The 19,447-nt window shown below is 48.7% G+C and carries 16 protein-coding genes and 1 tRNA gene; 12 read left to right on the top strand and 5 right to left on the bottom strand.

Translation table 11 applies throughout. The annotated features are described in order from the left end of the window. Positions 1–17: 17 nt before the first annotated feature. The 11 genes from E5331_RS12655 to E5331_RS12705 all read left to right on the top strand — a co-directional run bounded on the left by E5331_RS12655 (position 18) and on the right by E5331_RS12705 (position 14,616). The gene (locus tag E5331_RS12655; RefSeq protein ID WP_135985245.1) at positions 18–1,334 is read left to right on the top strand and encodes a TonB-dependent receptor domain-containing protein; all 1,317 of its coding nucleotides are present in this window, start codon (positions 18–20) and stop codon (positions 1,332–1,334) included. Between the two features lie 17 nt (positions 1,335–1,351). Further along, positions 1,352–3,061 (top strand): RagB/SusD family nutrient uptake outer membrane protein, encoded by a 1,710-nt coding sequence (locus tag E5331_RS12660; RefSeq protein WP_135985247.1) that lies wholly within the window; start codon positions 1,352–1,354, stop codon positions 3,059–3,061. A gap of 20 nt (positions 3,062–3,081) precedes the next feature. Further along, positions 3,082–4,350 (top strand): cadherin repeat domain-containing protein, encoded by a 1,269-nt coding sequence (locus tag E5331_RS12665; protein ID WP_123483827.1) that lies wholly within the window; start codon positions 3,082–3,084, stop codon positions 4,348–4,350. Between the two features lie 60 nt (positions 4,351–4,410). Further along, entirely contained in the window at positions 4,411–5,871 is a 1,461-nt protein-coding gene (locus tag E5331_RS12670; RefSeq protein ID WP_135985249.1) for a cadherin repeat domain-containing protein, read from the top strand. A 438-nt stretch (positions 5,872–6,309) separates the two neighbouring features. Continuing rightward, positions 6,310–7,338: a hypothetical protein gene (locus E5331_RS12675; RefSeq protein ID WP_135985250.1), complete on the top strand. Its 1,029-nt coding sequence runs from the start codon at positions 6,310–6,312 to the stop codon at positions 7,336–7,338. Then, positions 7,335–7,574, top strand: coding sequence for a hypothetical protein (locus E5331_RS12680; protein ID WP_135985252.1), 240 nt, complete (start codon positions 7,335–7,337; stop codon positions 7,572–7,574). Before E5331_RS12675 ends, E5331_RS12680 begins: the two co-directional genes overlap by 4 nt. Positions 7,575–7,632: 58 nt before the next feature. Further along, complete coding sequence (sufB, locus tag E5331_RS12685) at positions 7,633–9,102, top strand: Fe-S cluster assembly protein SufB (RefSeq protein ID WP_123483822.1); 1,470 nt, start codon at positions 7,633–7,635, stop codon at positions 9,100–9,102. A gap of 31 nt (positions 9,103–9,133) precedes the next feature. Further along, positions 9,134–10,132, top strand: a complete 999-nt coding sequence (locus tag E5331_RS12690) for a PhoH family protein (protein WP_135985254.1) — start codon at positions 9,134–9,136, stop codon at positions 10,130–10,132. 13 nt (positions 10,133–10,145) lie between these two features. Next, positions 10,146–11,294 (top strand): Smr/MutS family protein, encoded by a 1,149-nt coding sequence (locus E5331_RS12695; protein WP_135985256.1) that lies wholly within the window; start codon positions 10,146–10,148, stop codon positions 11,292–11,294. A gap of 32 nt (positions 11,295–11,326) precedes the next feature. Next, positions 11,327–11,767: a DUF695 domain-containing protein gene (locus E5331_RS12700; RefSeq protein WP_135985258.1), complete on the top strand. Its 441-nt coding sequence runs from the start codon at positions 11,327–11,329 to the stop codon at positions 11,765–11,767. A gap of 80 nt (positions 11,768–11,847) precedes the next feature. Continuing rightward, the gene (locus E5331_RS12705) at positions 11,848–14,616 is read left to right on the top strand and encodes an alpha-amylase family glycosyl hydrolase (RefSeq protein ID WP_135985260.1); all 2,769 of its coding nucleotides are present in this window, start codon (positions 11,848–11,850) and stop codon (positions 14,614–14,616) included. 312 nt (positions 14,617–14,928) lie between these two features. Here E5331_RS12705 and E5331_RS12710 read toward each other — a convergent pair whose 3' ends face one another. The 4 genes from E5331_RS12710 to E5331_RS12725 form a co-directional block, all read right to left on the bottom strand. Beyond that, positions 14,929–15,846: a hypothetical protein gene (locus E5331_RS12710; protein ID WP_123483817.1), complete on the bottom strand. Its 918-nt coding sequence runs from the start codon at positions 15,844–15,846 to the stop codon at positions 14,929–14,931. Positions 15,847–15,933: 87 nt separating this feature from the next. Next, positions 15,934–16,287, bottom strand: coding sequence for a PAS domain-containing protein (locus E5331_RS12715; RefSeq protein WP_123483863.1), 354 nt, complete (start codon positions 16,285–16,287; stop codon positions 15,934–15,936). Positions 16,288–16,370: 83 nt separating this feature from the next. After that, entirely contained in the window at positions 16,371–16,580 is a 210-nt protein-coding gene (locus tag E5331_RS12720) for a hypothetical protein (protein ID WP_123483816.1), read from the bottom strand. Positions 16,581–16,886: 306 nt separating this feature from the next. Beyond that, positions 16,887–16,968: transfer RNA gene (locus E5331_RS12725), tRNA-Leu, on the bottom strand. 200 nt (positions 16,969–17,168) lie between these two features. On the opposite strand from E5331_RS12725, the gene E5331_RS12730 reads away from it, so the two are divergent. Beyond that, a complete protein-coding gene (locus E5331_RS12730) occupies positions 17,169–17,981 on the top strand; it encodes a DUF4886 domain-containing protein (protein WP_135985262.1) in 813 nt (270 codons plus the stop codon). Between the two features lie 31 nt (positions 17,982–18,012). Here E5331_RS12730 and E5331_RS12735 read toward each other — a convergent pair whose 3' ends face one another. Further along, positions 18,013–19,425, bottom strand: coding sequence for a hypothetical protein (locus E5331_RS12735; RefSeq protein ID WP_123483814.1), 1,413 nt, complete (start codon positions 19,423–19,425; stop codon positions 18,013–18,015). Positions 19,426–19,447 lie beyond the last annotated feature (22 nt).

Consider the following 19,447-nt stretch of genomic DNA (forward strand, 5'->3'; position numbering starts at 1 on the left):
TTGTCAACAACGCGGCAATGAGCCGTTGGGGTAATCCTCTCCAGCTTGTCAGCTTCTTCGGTCGTCTTAACTACACCTTCGACGAGACATATCTTCTGACCTTCACTCTTCGTGATGACGGTAGCTCTCGTTTCTCTAAGGATACACGCTGGAGCCTCTTCCCCTCAGTTGCTTTGGGCTGGAAGATCAATAATGTAGGCAAGCTCCGCGATGCAGCATGGCTCGACGAGTGGAAACTCCGTCTCGGCTGGGGTCAGACAGGTCAGCAGGATATAGGTAGCTACTTCGCATATATGCCTATCTATACAAGCTCTTATAAGCCAGGCTTCCAGTATATCGGTCCTAATGGAGAATGGCTCAATCCTCTTTACCCGCAGCCTTACGACGCCAACCTGAAGTGGGAGACAACCACCACTTGGAACGTCGGCTTTGACTTCGGCTTCTTCAACAACCGCTTGACAGCTAATATCGACTGGTATCTCCGCAACACCAAAGACCTTCTCGCAAATGCTCCGGCACTCGGTATGAACACATCAAACTTTATGTTCACCAACATCGGTAGCCTCCGCAACTATGGTCTTGAGGTGACTCTCGGCGGTCGTCCCGTACAGACAGAGAACTTCACATGGACCTCTAATATCAACGTTGCATGGAACCGCAACAAGATCACAGCCCTCACAGGCGATGCCAACACTGATGAGATCTCCGCACGCGACCTTCCTTCAGGCACAGGTGGTAAACTCCAGTGGCACCTTGTAGGTCAGCCAGCCTTCACTTACCGAGTTTATCAGCAGGTGTATGACAATAACGGCGATCCGATCCAGGGACAGTATGTCGACCAGAATGCCGACGGCAAGATCGACGACAAGGACTTGATCAACTATCATTCACCGGATCCGAAGGTTACGTTCAACTGGACCAACAACTTCAGCTATAAGAACTGGGACCTCTCATTCGCACTTCGTGCCAACCTCGGCAACTATGTCTATAACAATCCCCGCTACGAGCGCACCAACCTCGCGCGTGTTGATTCTTACGGTCTGAACAACATACTCCGTGACGAGTTTATCTTCTCCGATAACCACGAGCAGCTCAAACTGAGCGACTATTGGGTGGAGAACGCTTCGTTCCTGCGTTGTGACAACATCACACTCGGCTATACTTGGTCGAATCTTTTCCAGGACAACATGCGTCTCCGTCTCTATGGAGCAGTTCAGAATCCATTCGTGATCACAAAATACAAAGGTCTTGACCCGGAGGTATTCGACGGTATCGACAACAACGTTTATCCTCGTCCCGTCAGCTTCACAATCGGTCTGATCGCAACCTTCTAAATTAAAAGAGAACAACGATGAAATACAATAAATTTTTCCTTTCCGGAAGTGTGATTGCAGCAGCGATGACTCTTGGCAGCTGTGTGGGCGATCTTGATCTCACCCCGACAGACCCGAGCCAGCTCACACCTGATCAGTTTGCGTCAGATCCCTCCGGTTTTCTTGACAAATCTATTGGAGGTGTATATCTCCAGTATGCCACATACGGTGCCAACGGGGATGCCTCAGTACAGGGCTTTGACGGCGGTATGTCTACATTCCAGCGTGCAGTCTTTATCCTTGAGGAGGTGCCTACTGATGAGGCATCATGGATTCCGGCGGATGCAGACTACGGACTGTTCCAGTATGGCATAATCCCTGCATCAAATACAGTTATCATGGGTACGTACTCGCGTCTGTATATCAATATCGCGATGTGCAACCAGTTCATGCAGACAGTCAGCGACGGCTACTACAATCTGACTACACCGGAACTTCAGGCAAAGGCAGATGAATATATCCGTCAGGCACGCATACTTCGTGCTGGTGCTTACTGGTATGCTATCGACAACTTTGGCAATGTGCCTTACGCAGATGAGAACGTCCGCATGGGTCAGGTGGCTCCCCAGCTTTCCACTGATTTCAAGGAGGGTCGTAAGCAGGTGTATGAGCGTGTCGTAGCCGACCTTGAGGATATCGTGGCATGGTATAAGGATAATGACCCCAACAATCGTCCGGCTTACGGCTATGTCGGTCTTGATGTGGCAGAATCCCTTCTCGTGAAATTCTATCTCAATGCTGAGGTCTATACAGGCACTGCCGCTTGGGATAAGTGTCTTGCCCATGCAGAGGCAGTCATCGGTCGTCTTGGCAAAGGAGGTTTCAAGAATTCCGGTCTCTGCAACAACTATTTCCAGAATTTCGGTGCAAACAACAAGGAGTTTGCAATCGGTGGTTCTAACCCTGTCAACGAGATTATCTGGACTATTCCGCAGGAGCAGACTTCACAGAATCCTTCCGGTGTAGGTCTGATGAGTTTTGCCAACTCCACATTTATGTGTAACGGCTGGATCGGTGACGCTCCCGGCGATGCAGATTTCACTTGCTCAATGGCTGACTATAATTCCGGCAATGGTTGGAAATGTATGGTAGCCCGTCCTGAGTTTGTTGAGAAATTCGATTGGGATGCTGACTATGCTATCTCACCGGATAAGCGCACAGAATGGTGGAAGACCTCAAAGGATGGCTTCGGAATGCAGAACGTATCACTCCGTCAGGCTGAATGGGGTAGCAACGGCTACCTTGCCGTGAAGTACACCAACTGGGCTATGGATGACAACGGCGTTGACGCAGCAAATTCACCTGCTGCGACCGACCAGCTCGGCGGTGACTACGCAATGATCCGTCTGGCAGAGATCTACCTCTCTGCTGCTGAGGCAATACTGAATGGCGCAGGTTCTTCTGCAAAGGCAGTGGAATACGTCAACTATATCCGCGAACGTGCCGGTATGGTTCCCTACACCAACCTGAACCTCATAGAACTTCAGGATGAGCGTTGCCGTGAGCTTTACACCGAGTCTACCCGTCGTAGCGACCTTATCCGTTATGGCAAGTGGATCTCCGGCTACAACTGGTCATGGAAGAATCAGGTGGCAAACGGTGCGGACTTCTCTTCAAACTTCAATGTATATCCCTTGCCGAGCACAACTTGCGCCCGCAACGGCTATACACAGAATCCTAATTACTAATCTCAGCATTCGACATAAAGATGAAAAAACTATCATTATATATGGCGATGGCCGGCGCGCTTCTGGGTGCAGCATCTTGTTCGCAGGATACCGATCCGGTTCTCCAGACGCCAACTACTTTTGTGCTCAATGTTCCGGCAATGCAGGAGCAGTATATCGAGCTGCAGGAAGGCAACACAATAGAGCTTGTTGCCTCACAGCCGGATTACGGATATTCAGCCGTAGCTGACTATTCAGCCGAGATGTCGCTGACAGAGGATTTCTCTGAATTGTACCAGCTTGATGTGACAGATAAACATCAGGCGCGTATGACTCTGAAGCAAGAGCAGATTGCTACAGGTATCTGCGAACTTTCAGGCGTGAAGGATGCGGATTCTTTCGCAGCAAAGTTCCCCAACGGAATGGAGCCGATGAAGATATATTTCCGCGCTATATGCCAGCTTGACGGAGTAGAGAGCTCACGTATCGTTTCGAACGTAGTCAGCTATAATAATCTGAAAGGCTACTTCGCAGTTCCGGTGCCCGGATTTATCTATCTCGTTGGTTCGCCTGAGGGTTGGGCTGGTCCGACAGAAGCGAATGCCGCACATTATGCTCCATGGCGTCTGTTTGAGCCGGCTGATGCAATCGGTTCGCACGTATATTCAGGCGTGTTTGATATGCCTGCTGCGCCTCAATTCCGCTTCTATACCGCACTCACCGGTTGGGATGCCGATTCCTACGGTAGTCAGGTAGATGATAATCCGGTGGACTTCCCTGAATTTGCTGACGGCACCTTCACCGGTACTGTAGTCAAGGGAAAAGGTTCGTTCAGTTTCCCGAACTTCCCCGGTGGCAAGATGACTGTGACCGTAGATATGAGCGACATGAAGAATATCACGCTGACATGCACAGCCGGCGAGGCATCTGTGACTGTCACCAAGTATATCTATCTTGTTGGAAAAATCAGCGGTTGGATAGAACCCTCTACAGCCAATGCCGACAGCTACAAGGATTACCGCCTTGCCGACACAACAGGCGACGGTATCTATACCGGCAAGTTTAATGTAGCAGCTGGTGATGTAAACTTCCGCTTTGCATTGGAACTCAATGATGACGGTTGGAACAATCAGACTCAGATCGGCAGCCAGGTTGATGATGCGGATGTAGAGTGCTCATTCACCAACGGCTCATTCAGCGGTCCGTATGTTTTCGGTAAGGGTAACTGGAAATTCAATATTGAATCAGATTGCACATTGTCGCTGACAGTTGATACCAACAATAACACTGTCGCTTACGAAATAGAATAAGAAACAGAACATTCCGGAAGCGGAGAGCATCCGCTTCCGGATTAAATCAAAAGAACCAAAATGAAAAAATACTCAATATACGGTCTGGCTTCATTGTTCGCTCTTTCGTTTGCGGCGTGCGACAATTATGAGGAGCCGAATCCCCGTCCGCAGACAAATCCACAGGAGCCTGTCCTTGCAGTCAGCGATGTTGTCGTGACTCAGGATGTGTCGGCTGATGCAGCCTACGATCTCAAGGCTCTTAATGACGAGGGTAAGAATATCGTTCTCTCTACTATCAATTGCAGCGATCTTCCCGAAGGATATGAGTTTGTCGCTGATGCAGAAATCTCTGCAAATGGTTTTGCCCGCAGTGCATCAGTGCCTGTGTCGGTAGTGGCAGCCAACGACAGCGTCTTCTCACTTGAGGTGAATCCAGATGATCTTCAGGGCGTCTATTATGCGAATATCTCCAAAGATCCGAAGAAAGGTGAGATTCAGCTCCGCTATGTGCTGAAGACAAAGACTGGAAATCAGGTTGCTTATGTAGGCAATCCGGATAATTTCTATGGACCCTATACATTTACAGTGGCTCCATTCCCGGCATCAAAGGTGATTGAGGAAAATTATTATCTGATAGGCACTATCAATGATTGGGATGTGAAGACTGCTGTAAAACTGAATCGTTCAGATAAGAGCCAGTATGATGATCCTGTGTTCACAATTAAGGTGGAAATTACCAATGACCAGGCAGCTGCAGGTTGGGACTGGAAGATAATCCCTGAATCTACTTATGCCACCGGCAGCATGGTTAATGCTGCGAATGCTGCGTATGGCGTTGCTGTAGAGGGTGATGATTCCCTGTCAGGAACACTTGTGGTACGTACAGCTGATGCTGACTGCTATCCAGGATCATTGAAAGTGTCTGGTCCGTATTTGTTGACTCTCAATATGGAGAAGGATACATACGAGTTCACTTCTGCGGTAGAAAATCTCTATACTCCGGGCGATTCTAACGGATGGAATCAGGAGGCATCTCAGCAGCTCTTTACAAATAACTACTCCAGCTATGAGGGTTATGCCTATCTGACGGGAGCATTCAAATTCTCTTCTGCTCCTAATTGGTCTGGAACAAACTATGGTTCAGCCGGTGTTGAAGGTGAGTTGACTACTGATGGTGGAGCAGGCAACCTTACGGTTTCAGAAGCCGGTCTCTACTATTGCAGGGTAAATACAGCATCTCTCACATATTCTCTCACTCAGATAGCTACTATCGGCGTGATTGGCGATGCTACTCCGGCAGGTTGGGATGCTTCTACAGCTCTCACTTCAGATGACAACCTCATTTGGAAAGGTACAATTGAATTCAAGGGTGGCGAGTTCAAATTCCGTTGCAACGACGATTGGGACGTCAATCTTGGTGGCGACATGCAGAACTTGACTCCGGGTGGAGCAAATATTGCATCTCCGGGTGAAGGCACTTACGAAGTAACCCTTAACCTGAGCCAGCTCCCCTACAGCTGCACATTGGAGAAGAAATAATCACTGATAAATAATCACTGATTTTGAAATAAAGAGAGGGGATTGCGAAATTCGTAATCCCCTCTCTTTTTGTGCTTCCGATCCCATCTTCGCCACCGGGAATGAGGATCCGCTCGTCGCCGGGGATGACGATCCCCTCGCCCATGGGCTCGGGCACGGAACTCCAGCAATCGGGCGTGGCTACGGGTAGGGCCGCCCGCCTGTGCTCCTGATGACCGCCCGTGCTCCTGATGTCTGCTCGTGCTCCTGATGTCTGGAGTTCTGTGCTTTCGCCCATGGGCGAAAGGATCGGAAGTGCGGGGAGAAAGCGGCTGAGGAGCGGGGAGAAAGCACCGGAAGAGCTTATAAATTTGGTTGGGTAGGAATAAATTTTCAAATAGTTTTGTCGGAAAAGCGGCATATCGAAAGTTTTAATTAATTTTGTGGAAAAACATCGCTATGAATGACTCCTCCTTACCTTTTATTGATAATGACTCTGATCATCGTCCTGTTTTCCGGCAGCCTACCAAGCATTGTCAGACTCGCAGAATGCGTGACCATGACTATAAGAAGAAGTGTGCGTATCTATGGACTTTTATGAGGAGCCGGGAATTATCGGCTTTGTCGGTAATAAGGGGGGATATTAGGGTTAGAGGGGATAGAATTTATACAGAACCTACTACTCTTGGGATTGTGTTTTTGGATGCACTTACGAATTTTCTTGAACGTAATCCGTTGATTAAATGTAATTATAAGGTGGTGATGCCGGATCATGTGCACATAATATTTTATGTCACAGATAAACTTGATAGGAAATTCGGTTGGTATGTCGGGCAGCTTAAAGCAAGTTGCACTCGAATAATGAGGGAACGGTTTCCTCAGTATGCGGAAAAGGATCTGTCCTATTTTATAAGGAATGGGGATAATGATAGGATTTTATATGATCAGGGACAGTGGTCCCGCTGGCAACGATATATTGAGGATAATCCGAGAAGGGCGTTGTTGAAACGAACATTTTCTGATCTGTTTCATCGAACTTTGATTATCTCTGACGGTTTAGGCTCGTTGCATGCCTACGGTAATCTTTTTCTGTTGCATTATCCTGAGAAAATAGTGGTGAGATACACAAGTAAGGTGAGTGAGGCAGAGAATAACAGGAGGTTGCAGTATGCGAGGGAGATTGCAAGGAATGGGGGAGTGCTGGTGTCGCCGTTTATACATCCGATAGAGGATGAGATTTATAAGGAGGGACTGAAGAACGGGTGGCGGATGATACGTATCATTGAGTTTGGTCTGCCGGCTCGTAAGCATCCTTATCGGGAGGAGTTTGATTATTGCGCCACAGGGAATTATCTGTTGGTATCGTTGCGGGATGAGCGTTCTTTTGAACGCCGGCATCCGATGCGGGCTGTATGTCTGGAAATGAATAGGCTGGCTGAACGTATCGTAGAGTCTGATTTCAGCTCGGCAAAATTCCGCCGAGAATGAGGATCCCCTCGCCCATGGGCTCGGGCACGGAACTCCAGCAATCTGATGGTTGGAATTTGGAGCGGCTGGAGTTGTGTGCTTTCGCCCATGGGCGAAAGGATAAGGCGAAGGCAGCTGAGGAGCAGGGGCGAAAGGAGCGGAAGTGCCGGGCGGTTGGGGCTTTATTTTGTCAAATGGAAGATTTTGATTATTTTTGTGGGAAAATAAGTTTTTGCCCCAACAGAGGGGAAGGTTGATTTGTTTCTAATTAATTAGGAGTAGGTTCCGGGTTAATTATTGAATACAAGAAAAGATATGGAAGAAGTTAGAGAAGATGGGAGCTTGCAGCAGGATGACGTGTTGCAGAAAGCTGCTAATTCTGAATATAAGTATGGGTTTACCAGCGATATAGACACGGAGATTGTGCCTCCGGGTCTTGATGAGGATGTAATAAGATTCATATCCAAGGTGAAGGGGGAGCCGGATTGGCTTCTTGATTTCCGTCTGAAGGCGTTCCGCCATTGGCTCACGCTCCCTATGCCGGATTGGGCGCATCTTAACATCCCGCCGATTGATTTCCAGGCAATCTCTTATTATGCCGCACCTAAGAAGAAGGAGTTGAAGAAGAGTCTGGATGAGGTCGATCCGGAGCTTATCGATACGTTTAATAAGCTCGGCATATCTCTGGAGGAACAGAAGCAGCTTGCCGGAGTGGCTGTGGATGCTGTGATGGATTCTGTCAGCGTTAAGACTACCCACCGCGAGAAACTTGCGGAGTTGGGAGTCATCTTCTGCTCATTCTCGGAGGCTGTGAAGGATTATCCTGACTTGGTGAAGAAGTATCTCGGCTCAGTGGTGAGCTATCGCGACAACTTCTTCGCTGCGCTGAACTCGGCGGTTTTCTCCGATGGTTCGTTTGTCTATATTCCTAAGGGTGTGAGATGCCCGATGGAGCTTAGCACGTATTTCCGAATCAATGCTTCCGGCACCGGTCAGTTTGAACGCACTCTGATTGTGGCGGATGATGATGCCTACGTCAGCTATCTGGAGGGTTGCACCGCGCCTATGCGTGATGAGAACCAGCTGCATGCTGCTATCGTGGAGATAATCTGCGAGGAGAGGAGTGAGGTGAAGTATAGTACGGTTCAGAACTGGTATGCCGGCGATAAGGATGGCAAGGGTGGCATCTACAACTTTGTGACCAAGCGCGGGCTATGCCGCGGACACCGTTCGAAGATTTCATGGACTCAGGTGGAAACCGGTTCTGCAATCACTTGGAAATATCCCTCCTGCGTGCTAAAGGGTGATGAGAGTGTCGGTGAGTTCTACTCCGTGGCAGTCACCAACAATTACCAGCAGGCGGATACGGGCACCAAGATGATTCACGTGGGGCGTAACTCTCGCAGTACTATCGTGAGCAAGGGTATCTCTGCCGGAAAAAGCCAGAATTCTTACCGTGGACTGGTGAAGGTGGCGAAGGATGCCGCAAATTGCCGTAACTATACCCAGTGTGACTCGCTTCTGATGGGGAACCAGTGTGGAGCACATACTTTCCCGTATATCGACGTGCAGAACTCTACGTCTACAGTGGAGCATGAGGCAACCACTTCAAAAATCAATGAGGCTCAGCTCTTCTATTGCCGCCAGCGCGGCATCCCGACGGAGGAGGCAGTGGCTCTGATTGTCAACGGTTATGCGAAGGAGGTTATGAACAAACTTCCGATGGAGTTTGCGGTGGAGGCACAGAAACTGCTTCAGATCACGCTCGAAGGGAGCGTGGGATGATCCCAAATGATATTGTTTTTCTGATATTTAGATGAACGAAAGGATAGTAATAATCGATAAGGTTGATCCCCAGACTTTCTATGGGGTCAATAACAATAATATAAATCTGATCCGCAATCTCTTCCCGAAATTGCGGATGGCAGCTCGCGGCAACGTGATAAAGGTCATAGGGGAGGAGAGTGAGACAGGAGAGTTTGAGCGTAAGGTGAAGGAGATCGAGAATTATGCCTCCACCTACAACAAACTGACCGAGGATGTCATCATTGATATAATCAAGGGTGAGCCTCCGAAGCCCGTCAATACCGAGGGTGTCATCATTTTCGGTCAGACAGGTCGCCCGATTGCGCCGCGTAATGCAAATCAGGCTAAGATGGTGAGGAGTTTCGCGCATAATGACCTTACTTTCGCACTCGGTCCCGCCGGCACCGGCAAGACCTATATCGCGATAGCATTGGCTGTGGCGGCTCTGAAGAATAAGGCATGCAAGCGCATCATCTTGTCGCGTCCGGCTGTGGAGGCGGGTGAGAAGCTCGGTTTCCTCCCCGGCGACATGAAGGATAAGATTGACCCATATCTCCGTCCGCTTTATGACGCACTGGAGGATATGCTTCCCCAGCTTAAACTGAAGGAGTATATGGAGAACGACACCATCCAGATTGCGCCCCTTGCATTCATGCGCGGTCGCACGCTGAATGATGCCGTGATTATCCTCGATGAGGCACAGAACACCACCAAGCATCAGATGAAGATGTTTCTTACGCGACTCGGTGTCAACAGTAAGATGATTATCACAGGCGACGCCACGCAGATCGACCTTCCGCGCACGGTGCAGAGCGGTCTGCTCCAGTCGTTGCGCATACTGAGAGGCGTGGAGGGTATCGGCATAATAGAATATGTCAAGAAGGATATTGTGCGTCATCCGCTCGTGCAGCGCATAGTGGATGCCTACGAGTCGAGAGAGAAGAAGGTGGATGATGAGTTTGAGGCAGGGTTGAAGATGCCGGCGCCGGAGGAGAGAAATCAGGATTAAAAATTATTAGATTGTGGCAAAGATAGGAGATACGGTCCGCTTCCTCAATAGCGTCGGAGGCGGACGGATAATGAGAATAGAGGGGCAGATAGCCTACGTTGACGATGACGGATTTGAGACGCCTGTGCTTCTCAAGGAGGTGGTAGTGGTGATGCCTGCCGGGCATGACCTCAAGGATGACGGTCCGCGCCTGATGTTTGACCAGAAAGCATTTGACGACGGACGGAAAAAGCCGGAGACTAAGGCAGTGGCGGTCGAACCGGAACCTGTCGTGACGGTTCAGCCGGAACTTCCCGTGGAGGAGACTTCCCACGGTGACAAGATGAACATAGCCCTTGCCTTCGAGCCGAGCGACGTGAAGCATCTCGACAAGTCGCGTTTCTCTGCCGTGTTGGTCAACGATTCCAACTACTTCCTCAATTTCACCCTCCTTCGCCGCAGCGAGGAGGAGAGGGGATGGACTATGGTATGGCAGGGCACAGTGGCTCCCAATGAGTACTGCGATATGGTGTCGCTTACCCATGAGACCCTCCCACAGTATGAGAAGATAGCGTTCCAGTGTGTGGCATACAAGAAGGATAGACTCTTCACGCTTCAGGCTCCCGTGAGTGTATCGCGTAAACTTGATCTCACGAAATTCCATAAATACCATTGTTTCCGTCCTGGCATATACTTTGAGACGCCTGTGCTGGAGATCCCTATAGTGACGGATGGTGTGGCGCATCGTCCGCTGGAGGTGAATGCCGCAGAAGTGGCTTCAGCCATGCAGGGGGACCGTAAAGATAAGGATGCCGCCCGCGAATTGTCGAAGAAATATAAGGTCGATTCCGGAAGAAAAGGGAAATCTGCCTCAACTGCCGACAATCCTCACAAGGTGTTGCCACTGATAGAGGTGGATCTCCATATCGGGGAACTTACCGATACCCTGACAGGGATGGAGCCTAAGGATATGCTCGAGATGCAGCTCGCCGCAGTGAGAAAGCACATGAGAGCCAACAGTGGGCGCATCGGTCAGAAACTTGTGTTCATTCATGGCAAAGGGGAGGGAGTGCTCCGCAAGGCAGTGCTTGACCTGCTCAAGAAGGAATGGCCCAAGGCAGAACTTCAGGATGCCTCTTTCCGTGAGTATGGCTTCGGTGCCACTCTCGTGACGATTCATTAACCTCAAATCACGAACCTAAAATCGAGAACGACATGAAATATACAGATAAATGGTGGTCATATCCTGCCGAGGGAGAGTCGGGAAAGACGGTGATAGTGACCGGGCGCGACTGCATCGATGAATATCGAGAGAGCGGTAAATATAACTACCGCATAGACGTGACGTGGAACTACAATGCACTCCCAGACGGTATGCCGGAGGAGGATGATGCCGCACTTATGGAGAAGGCTACGGATGCACTGTTGGAATCATTCAAGAAAGACCGCGTGGCAGTCATGACCGGAATATACACCGGCGACGGTAAGAGGGATTGGGTATTCTATACGAAAAACCTTAAGATCTTCTCCCTTGTCTTCAACAAGGCGTTGTCAGAGTTTCCCACCATCCCAATCGTGATAGAGGCAGAGGAGGATAAAGATTGGGAGGAGTATCTTCATGTTCGTGAGGAGACCTACGTTCCCGATGAGGAATAAGAGGGGATAGGATTGGGTTAACGGGGATATTTCGGATTATAGTTGAATTGCTTATTTTTTACTAACTAAATAAATTGACCATGGTGAAAACTTACCTGTCGATGCTGCTTGCAATAGTGGCATTTGCGTTGAATGTCAACGCCCAGGTCACGTCCAAGCCGAGTCCCCTTCAAGTGGATTCAAAGGATGTGACTATCTTCTTTCATGCCGATCAAGGCTCCAAGGGACTTATGGGGCAGCCGGCAAGTGCCAAAATCTATGCCCACACTGGAGTGTTGCTTGAAGGCGACGGACCAAGCGATTGGAAATATGCTCCGACATGGGGCGACAATTCTCAAAAGTATGAGCTTGAGTATGTGAGCAAGGACTTATGGAAACTTTATATCGGTGATATTCACACTTATTATGGAATCACCGATCCTTCCCAGAAGGTGGCTAAGCTGGCATTTGTATTCAGAAATGCCAATGGCTCCAAGGAGGGTAAGGCAGAAGGGGGGAAGGATATCTTCCTTGACGTGATGGATGCCGGACTGCAGATTGCGATAGAGTCTGATCTGCCGTCGACAATGATCACCCCCTCAACATCTACAGTCACGTTTAAAGTCGGAACCACTATGAAAGCTGCCATCTCTTTGAGTATTAATGGTACAGTGGTGGCAACCGAGGCAGACACCACGCTTCTTTCCGTGAAGCATACGTTTGACGCTCCCGGAAATTATGAGGTGAAGGCAGTGGCAACTGCGGGCGATATGACGGTGGAGAAGACAGCCCTTTACGTCTATGCTTCCGACTCACAGGAAGCAGCCTATCCCGGCGGCACGCCGAAGATGGGTCCGGTGAAGAATGCCGACGGCAGCGTGACGTTCTGTCTGGGAGCTCCCGAGAAGCAGAGTGTGATTCTCGTGGGCGAATGGAATGACTATGAGATCAGCAACGACTACGTGATGAACTATACCGACGTCAATGGTATGCGTTATTTCTGGACTACAGTCAAAGGTCTTGAGAATGACAAGATGTATGGCTACTACTTCCTTGTGGATGGCAACAAGAGCGTAGGCGATCCATACGCACGGCTTGTGCTTGACCCGTGGAACGACAAGTATCTTCTTACTGACGTATATCCCGGTCTGCCGGAATATCCTGTAGGGAAAGTGTCAGACGTGCCTATCGCAATATATCAGGGCAACATCAATGATTACGACTGGCAGGTGACAGACTTCAAGGGCGTTCCCGCCTCCGACCTTATCATATATGAGCTTCTGTTCCGCGATTTCACCGGCACAGAGGGTAAGGCAGACGGCAACGGCACCGTGCGCAAGGCTATCGAGAAGATTCCTTATCTGAAGACTCTCGGAGTGAATGCCATAGAGCTTCTCCCGATTATGGAATTTAACGGGAATATCTCCTGGGGCTATAATCCCAACTTCTATTTCGCGCCTGACAAGGCATACGGCACGCCGGACGACTACAAGGAATTTATCGACGTATGTCATCAGAACGGCATGGCGGTGATTCTCGACATGGTGTTTAACCAGAGCGACGGTCTGCATCCGTGGTATCAGATGTATCCTGTAGGTTCCAATCCGTTCTACAATATGAATGCGCCTCATGCCTACAGCGTGCTCAACGACTGGAACCAGGGTTTCCCGATGGTGCAGGAGCAATGGGTAGACGTGCTCCGCTACTGGATGGAGGAGTATAAGTTTGATGGATTCCGTTTCGACCTCGTGAAGGGTCTCGGTGATAATGATTCATACGCCAACAGTGGCGATTCCGGCACAAACGCCTACAACGCTTCCCGCGTGGCACGTATGAGAGAGCTTCAGAAAGTGGTGGAATCAGTCAATCCGAACGCTTATTTCATCAATGAGAACCTTGCCGGAGCAAAAGAGGAGAATGAGATGGCTGAGACAGGTCAGCTCAACTGGGCTAATATCAATGGGGCAGGATGCCAGTTCGCAATGGGATATAATTCTAATTCCAATCTCAACAGGATGTATGCACCCAATGACAGCCGCACATGGGGCTCAACGGTGTCATATCTGGAGAGTCATGACGAGGAGCGTCTCGCCTACAAGCAGAATAAGGATGGCGCAGCAGGCGTTAAGGGGAATGAGAAGGTGTCGATGCAGCGTCTCGGATCAGCAGCCGTGCAGATGATACTTGCGCCGGGTGCCCACATGATATGGCAGTTCTCTGAACTTGGTAACTCCCAGACTACAAAAAACCAGAACGGCGGCAACAATACGGATCCCAAGATCGTAAATTGGGGATTGCTTGATGATGCCGATCATAAGGGATTGTATGACAATTATTCAGAGCTTATCGCACTCCGCACCGGGAATCCGGAGCTCTTCACAGAGTCTGCCACTTTCTCCATGGCTTGCAATTCCAACAATTGGCAGAACGGCAGGACAATGGTGTCGATTGCAGATGGTAAGGAGCTTTATACTGTTATAAATCCTAACGTGACAGGCGTGCGCACTTTCAGTGTGGATTTCTTGCAGGCAGATAATGATGCCTATACAATCATGTCGAAATCATACGGCAGTGCGCCATCCTTCAATGCTGCTGACAAGAAAGTGACTGTACCCGCTAACTGTTATGTGGTTATCGCGAGCAAAGGTGTGTCGTCGGCAGTAGATGGTATCGAGGCTGATGGAGAGACGTTGATGGCGTATGCAGCCGATGGAAAGATTGTGGTTGACAATGCTCCCGGCGTGGTTGAGATCTACAGCATGGACGGCAGAATGGTAGGCAGCGTGACAGTCAGCGGCAGCGTGAGTGTTGTTCCCGGTGTCTACGTGTTGCGTTGCGGTAATGCCGTTAAGAAGGTGATGGCAAACTGAAATTTATGATTTAGGTGGGTCATACATAAGGTATGATTCAGACTTCGTCAAGGCATAATTTCGTCAAAGCATAATAAAGACTATGGGCGACTTCCGATGGGAAGCCGCCCATAGTCTTTTAGATACGGACTCACACTAAGAAAAAAGAAAAGAAAGAAATTATTCATTTAAAAATAATTTCTTTCTTTTCTTCGTTCCCTTGTGATTCGCTTGTATCGGTTGTATCGGTTGTATCGGTGTATCACCCCCGATACAAGCGATACACACCAGATTCAGATTATTTCAAGATACTATTTCTTATGAGACGGGGGATTATTTCTTCATTGTGAAATGGCGAGAGGCGAGACGGTATCCGTCGGCAAAGACCTCGACTGTATAGTCGCCGGGAGTAAGGGTGGTGTTTACATCCCAATATACACTTACGCTCAGCTCCTCGTTGGCATATTCCATCTGTCGGTGGGCAGTGGCAGCTACGGTCTGTCCGTCAATTGTGAACGAGCCTCCACCTTCAAGCAGGAATCCCTCCGGGCTAAGTATTCGGATGAAGAAGTCTTTCATGCCGGGAGCGGCAGTGTTGTTAGGGCTCACGATAAAGCTGACACCGAGCTGACGGGCCTTGGTGATGTTTTTCTCATTCTTTCCTTTCTTGTTATAGGCATGTAGCGAAAGTCCCGTTATATTGAGCTTCTTTGCGAGTTTTACGGTCTGGGAAAGCTCCTCGTTACGGCTTGTAGCCTTTGTCACCTGCGAGGCGAGCTGCTCGTTGCGTTGAGTCACCTGCTGAATCTCCTGGCGTAGACCCTCATTCTCCTCACCAAGACGCTTGATCTCCTCCAGGTAATGTTTCACGATGCCTTTAAGAGTTGCAATCTCGCTTTCGAGCTGCTTTATACGCTTGCGGTTGGAGGCATTGCTTTTCTTCTCCTGGTTAAGTTCAGTCAGCAATCCTTCCACCTTCAGACGAGCCTCATTGTATTTCTGCACGAGAGAGTCGTTCTTCAGATATATCTGCTGATCCTCATACTGGTTGAAGTCCGCATTCAACTGGTTGAATTCATTAGTCAGCAGTAGACGGTCGTTGGCGAGACGGAGATTCTCGGTCTCGGCACGTGCCTCATTCACTTCATTCGTGCGGTTCGCATTTGAAATTATAAGAAAAATAATCAGCCCCACCAGAGCGGCGAGCACTCCAATCCCTCCAAAGAGGATTATTTTTTGGTTTTTATTCATAATAAAATCATGGGTGAGTTGAAGATCCCAACAATTTACAAAGTTATAACGAATTTTGCTAATGCCCAAGAAAGAGAGGGTAAAACCTTATCCTCTGTCGTAATGAGGCATATTTTCCGGTATAATCATTGATGTTTCAACAAGCCCGGCAATCACGCCGTTTCTACGCCAAGGAGATTGGAAAATCAGTTTCTTGACACCACCTTTGCTGATTGTGTAAGCATTGGATGTGCCGAGAGAGAGCATCTCCTTAATTTTCTCGCGTGAATTAGCGTTGTGGCATTCAAGAAGGTTTTTCCCGATAATGTCACCATGCTTTGCAAATGTCTCGCGTGAACGACGGTTCATATAAATAATCCGGCAGTCGATGTCGCAGATTGTAACTGCATAGTCCACGTCGTCTGCCCATCCTATAAGTGAGTCAGGAATATTGCTGTCCATGTGTCTGTATATAAAGAATTGACCGACGCTCTCGGGGAGGGCATCGGTCAATATTGCTTTTAGTCTTATTTGAGAGCTAATTCTTAGTTAGCAGCGGGAGCCTCAGCAGCAGGAGCAGCAGAGTCAGCAGGAGCAGCAGAATCAGCAGGAGCTGCGCTATCAACAACTACTTCCTCAACAGCAACTTCTTCAACTACAACAGAGTCAGAATCCTGAGCTGCATTTTTGTTGCCACCACAGCTAACCATAGCTACGCTGAAAAGAACAGCGAGTGAAAGAACTACTTTTTTCATCTTTGTTAAAATTTAAAAATAATAAAACAATATTTGCTATCAAAAACGGTGCAAAGTTAATACTAATTTTTTTAACGCGAATCAAAAAAGGACTTTTTTTTATGTTTTATATCATATAAAATGGGATATTTAACACTATTAACTTAAAAAAATGCGATTTTAACGAATTTTAGGGGTAAAATCATCGAAATCTCGTCGGTCGATGTGAATCAACTGTTAGCATCTGTTGCATTTGAGGCAACAGAAAAAGTATGCGGTCGGATATAGAAACAAAAAAACCTTGCAAAAGGTTGCAAGGTTTTTGGGTGCCCTAAGCCGGGATCGAACCGGCACGGATTGCTCCATTGGTGTTTGAGACCAACGCGTCTACCAATTCCGCCATCAGGGCAGGAATCCACGATTAGACGTGTCTTTTCGTGATTTCGGGTGCAAAGGTAGTAATAAATTTTATTATATGCAATCTTTTGCGAAATTTTTAGTGCGTTAAAAAATAAATTGTGACGGTATGTGGTATGTCACCGACTGTTTGGATACCATTTTATAAAATGAATTTGTCGGTATATATTTTTTTTTGTGTATTTTTGCAAAATGAAAATCAGATCAGTTATTATAGCATTCCTGGCATTGTCGGGAATGGTCTTTCCCAATAATGTGAAGGGCGAGGAATCACAAGATTCGGTGAGGGTATTATTTATAGGAAACAGCTACACGCATTATCATGATCTTCCGGATATGATAAGGCAGTTGGCACTCCGTGCCGGTGTGCATGAGAAAATGAATATATCGGCAGTGTCATTCACTCCGGGAGGATGTACGCTTCGTAAGCATCTTGAGAATCCGGAATTGATAAAGGCTCTGAAGAAAGGTGGATGGGACTTTGTGGTGATACAGGAGCAGAGCACAGCCCCTGCCATGCAAACGGAATCGGTGGTGAGAAACGTATATCCCTACGCGGCACGCCTTGACAGCCTTGCCCGTTCTGCTGACAAAAATACGCGTGTGATCTACTACATGACGTGGGGTCATAAGGATGGATTCCGGAATCCCGATAATCCCTATCCGTTGGCAATGACGTATGAGGGGATGCAGGATAGAATTAAGACAAGCTATCTGGAGATGGCATATACCACAGGTGCTATGTGTGCGCCAGTTGGCATGGCTTGGAAGAGAGTAAGGGAAGAACGCCCGTATGACACTCTGTATTGTCCGGATCGTAGCCATCCCTCCCGGTTAGGTACGTATCTTGCGGCAAACGTGATATATGCCACTATGCTTGGACGGCACTATCAGACTTCATGGACCGCTGACTTTGATCCGGAACTTGCGGAATATATCCAGCAGGTGGCGCAGGAAACTGTATTTGATAACAGAGGGCTTATCAATCTGCATCCGGCAGATTGATAAGCCCGTGTCTCAATGTGGCTATGCTGCATTATTCAAAATGTATCTTTGCCTTGCGTATCACCTTCCAGCAGCCGTCTTCGAATATGGCTGTGCCGGCAGAGTCGTTCACAATTTTTGTCATGCCGGAAGTCTCTGTGAAGTTGGGGGCAATGCATGCTCCGGAAAGAAGCTCTATGGGTGAGCGGAGCGTATGTTCCCACACTTCCTGATTGGCAGCCACACGGAATGAACCGGCATAACCGTCGGTTGTGTCAAGACGATAGATCGAGTTGCCGGGGATCAGCGAACGGTCGGCACGCACAAATATGCCTTTAGCATTTGCTCTGCCGAGATATATTGATCTCACGGCAGGCGTGTCGGCATCTGTCGGTGATGTCTGACGTGTGGGGACTGTGGATGCGGGAGTTGCTGTAGTTGCAGACTGTTGCTTTACAGGAGCTGCCTGAGGTGTGGCGCCTGCTGCTTTCTCTTCAAACGATCTTATGCGGGCGTTTGCTTCCGAAAGTCTTGTGCGTAGGGATACCACTTCTGCAGTCAGACCCTGTATGTTCACTTTAAGAGAAGTGTTGAGAGAGTTGAGTGATTCTATTTTCTGCGACAGTGTAGCCAATTCCTCATTCTTGGTAGCCATTGCGGCGGCGAATTTCTCCCTCATCTTGTCAGAGTCGGCAGAAGGGGTGAGATTATCATCATGAATGCGGTCGGCTTCGGCAAGACGTGCCTCATTGCGTTTCATGACGTTTGACGCAAACACCACGAGGGCGACCACGACGGCTACGAGTATACATAGTATAAGTATATATATCCAAGTGTGGTCCTCGGCCTTTTTTATCTGGGTCTCCTCTTCAAGATCGGCGAAAAACTTATCATTATCAAGATTGGGAGCAGTGGTGTCAGATGTTTCCTGGCTTACATTCAGGGAGGAATCGGTTTTGCTCTCTGATTCGGGGGCATCAGCCGGAGTCTGGGCAGGCTTGGCGGCTTCCTGTTTGTCCTGGGCGGGTTTGGCAGTGGTGGCAGCCGGCTTGGCTACAGTCTTCTCTGTCTTCACCGGCTCGGATATTTTCATAGCGGATATGTTTTTCTTAGCGCGTCCCTTTCCCACGCGCCCTTTCTGAAGGAGTCCGCTTGCCGCGAAAGCCTTCACTCCCCAATAGTCCACGAGTTTCTGTTTGTCCCATGATGCATAGTCGGAAGGGACAGGAATATTCTTGAATGCCTTGATATTCTCTTTCTCCTTCGTCTTTAGCGCACGCTCAAGCTGAGACATGCTTTTGGGATGAATGTTGTCGAGATACCCTGAGCCATCGTTGGCATAACGTAGGTAAGCCTGTGCTGCCAAGGCACGGGCCTGATCCATCTCTTTTTCCGTGACAGCCTTTGCCGGGATGGATACAAGGAGAGAGATGAATAATGGAAATAGGTAGATGAGTCGTTTCATTATGAAGTGATCGGCTTGAATG

This window comes from Lepagella muris (genome assembly GCF_004793975.1).
In the GTDB taxonomy this organism is placed as follows: Bacteria; Bacteroidota; Bacteroidia; order Bacteroidales; family Muribaculaceae; genus Lepagella; species Lepagella muris.

What these genes read in the sequence shown, in the direction of transcription:
- E5331_RS12700 (WP_135985258.1), top strand. Translation starts at nt 11,327, where the DNA reads ATGAAATATACAGATAAATGGTGGTCATATCCTGCCGAGGGAGAGTCG.
- E5331_RS12680 (WP_135985252.1), top strand. Translation starts at nt 7,335, where the DNA reads ATGAGGATCCCCTCGCCCATGGGCTCGGGCACGGAACTCCAGCAATCT.
- E5331_RS12730 (WP_135985262.1), top strand. Translation starts at nt 17,169, where the DNA reads ATGAAAATCAGATCAGTTATTATAGCATTCCTGGCATTGTCGGGAATG.
- E5331_RS12670 (WP_135985249.1), top strand. Translation starts at nt 4,411, where the DNA reads ATGAAAAAATACTCAATATACGGTCTGGCTTCATTGTTCGCTCTTTCG.
- E5331_RS12675 (WP_135985250.1), top strand. Translation starts at nt 6,310, where the DNA reads ATGAATGACTCCTCCTTACCTTTTATTGATAATGACTCTGATCATCGT.
- E5331_RS12715 (WP_123483863.1), bottom strand. Translation starts at nt 16,287, where the DNA reads ATGGACAGCAATATTCCTGACTCACTTATAGGATGGGCAGACGACGTG.
- E5331_RS12735 (WP_123483814.1), bottom strand. Translation starts at nt 19,425, where the DNA reads ATGAAACGACTCATCTACCTATTTCCATTATTCATCTCTCTCCTTGTA.
- E5331_RS12705 (WP_135985260.1), top strand. Translation starts at nt 11,848, where the DNA reads ATGGTGAAAACTTACCTGTCGATGCTGCTTGCAATAGTGGCATTTGCG.
- E5331_RS12660 (WP_135985247.1), top strand. Translation starts at nt 1,352, where the DNA reads ATGAAATACAATAAATTTTTCCTTTCCGGAAGTGTGATTGCAGCAGCG.
- sufB (WP_123483822.1), top strand. Translation starts at nt 7,633, where the DNA reads ATGGAAGAAGTTAGAGAAGATGGGAGCTTGCAGCAGGATGACGTGTTG.
- E5331_RS12710 (WP_123483817.1), bottom strand. Translation starts at nt 15,846, where the DNA reads ATGAATAAAAACCAAAAAATAATCCTCTTTGGAGGGATTGGAGTGCTC.
- E5331_RS12655 (WP_135985245.1), top strand. Translation starts at nt 18, where the DNA reads ATGAGCCGTTGGGGTAATCCTCTCCAGCTTGTCAGCTTCTTCGGTCGT.
- E5331_RS12720 (WP_123483816.1), bottom strand. Translation starts at nt 16,580, where the DNA reads ATGAAAAAAGTAGTTCTTTCACTCGCTGTTCTTTTCAGCGTAGCTATG.
- E5331_RS12665 (WP_123483827.1), top strand. Translation starts at nt 3,082, where the DNA reads ATGAAAAAACTATCATTATATATGGCGATGGCCGGCGCGCTTCTGGGT.
- E5331_RS12690 (WP_135985254.1), top strand. Translation starts at nt 9,134, where the DNA reads ATGAACGAAAGGATAGTAATAATCGATAAGGTTGATCCCCAGACTTTC.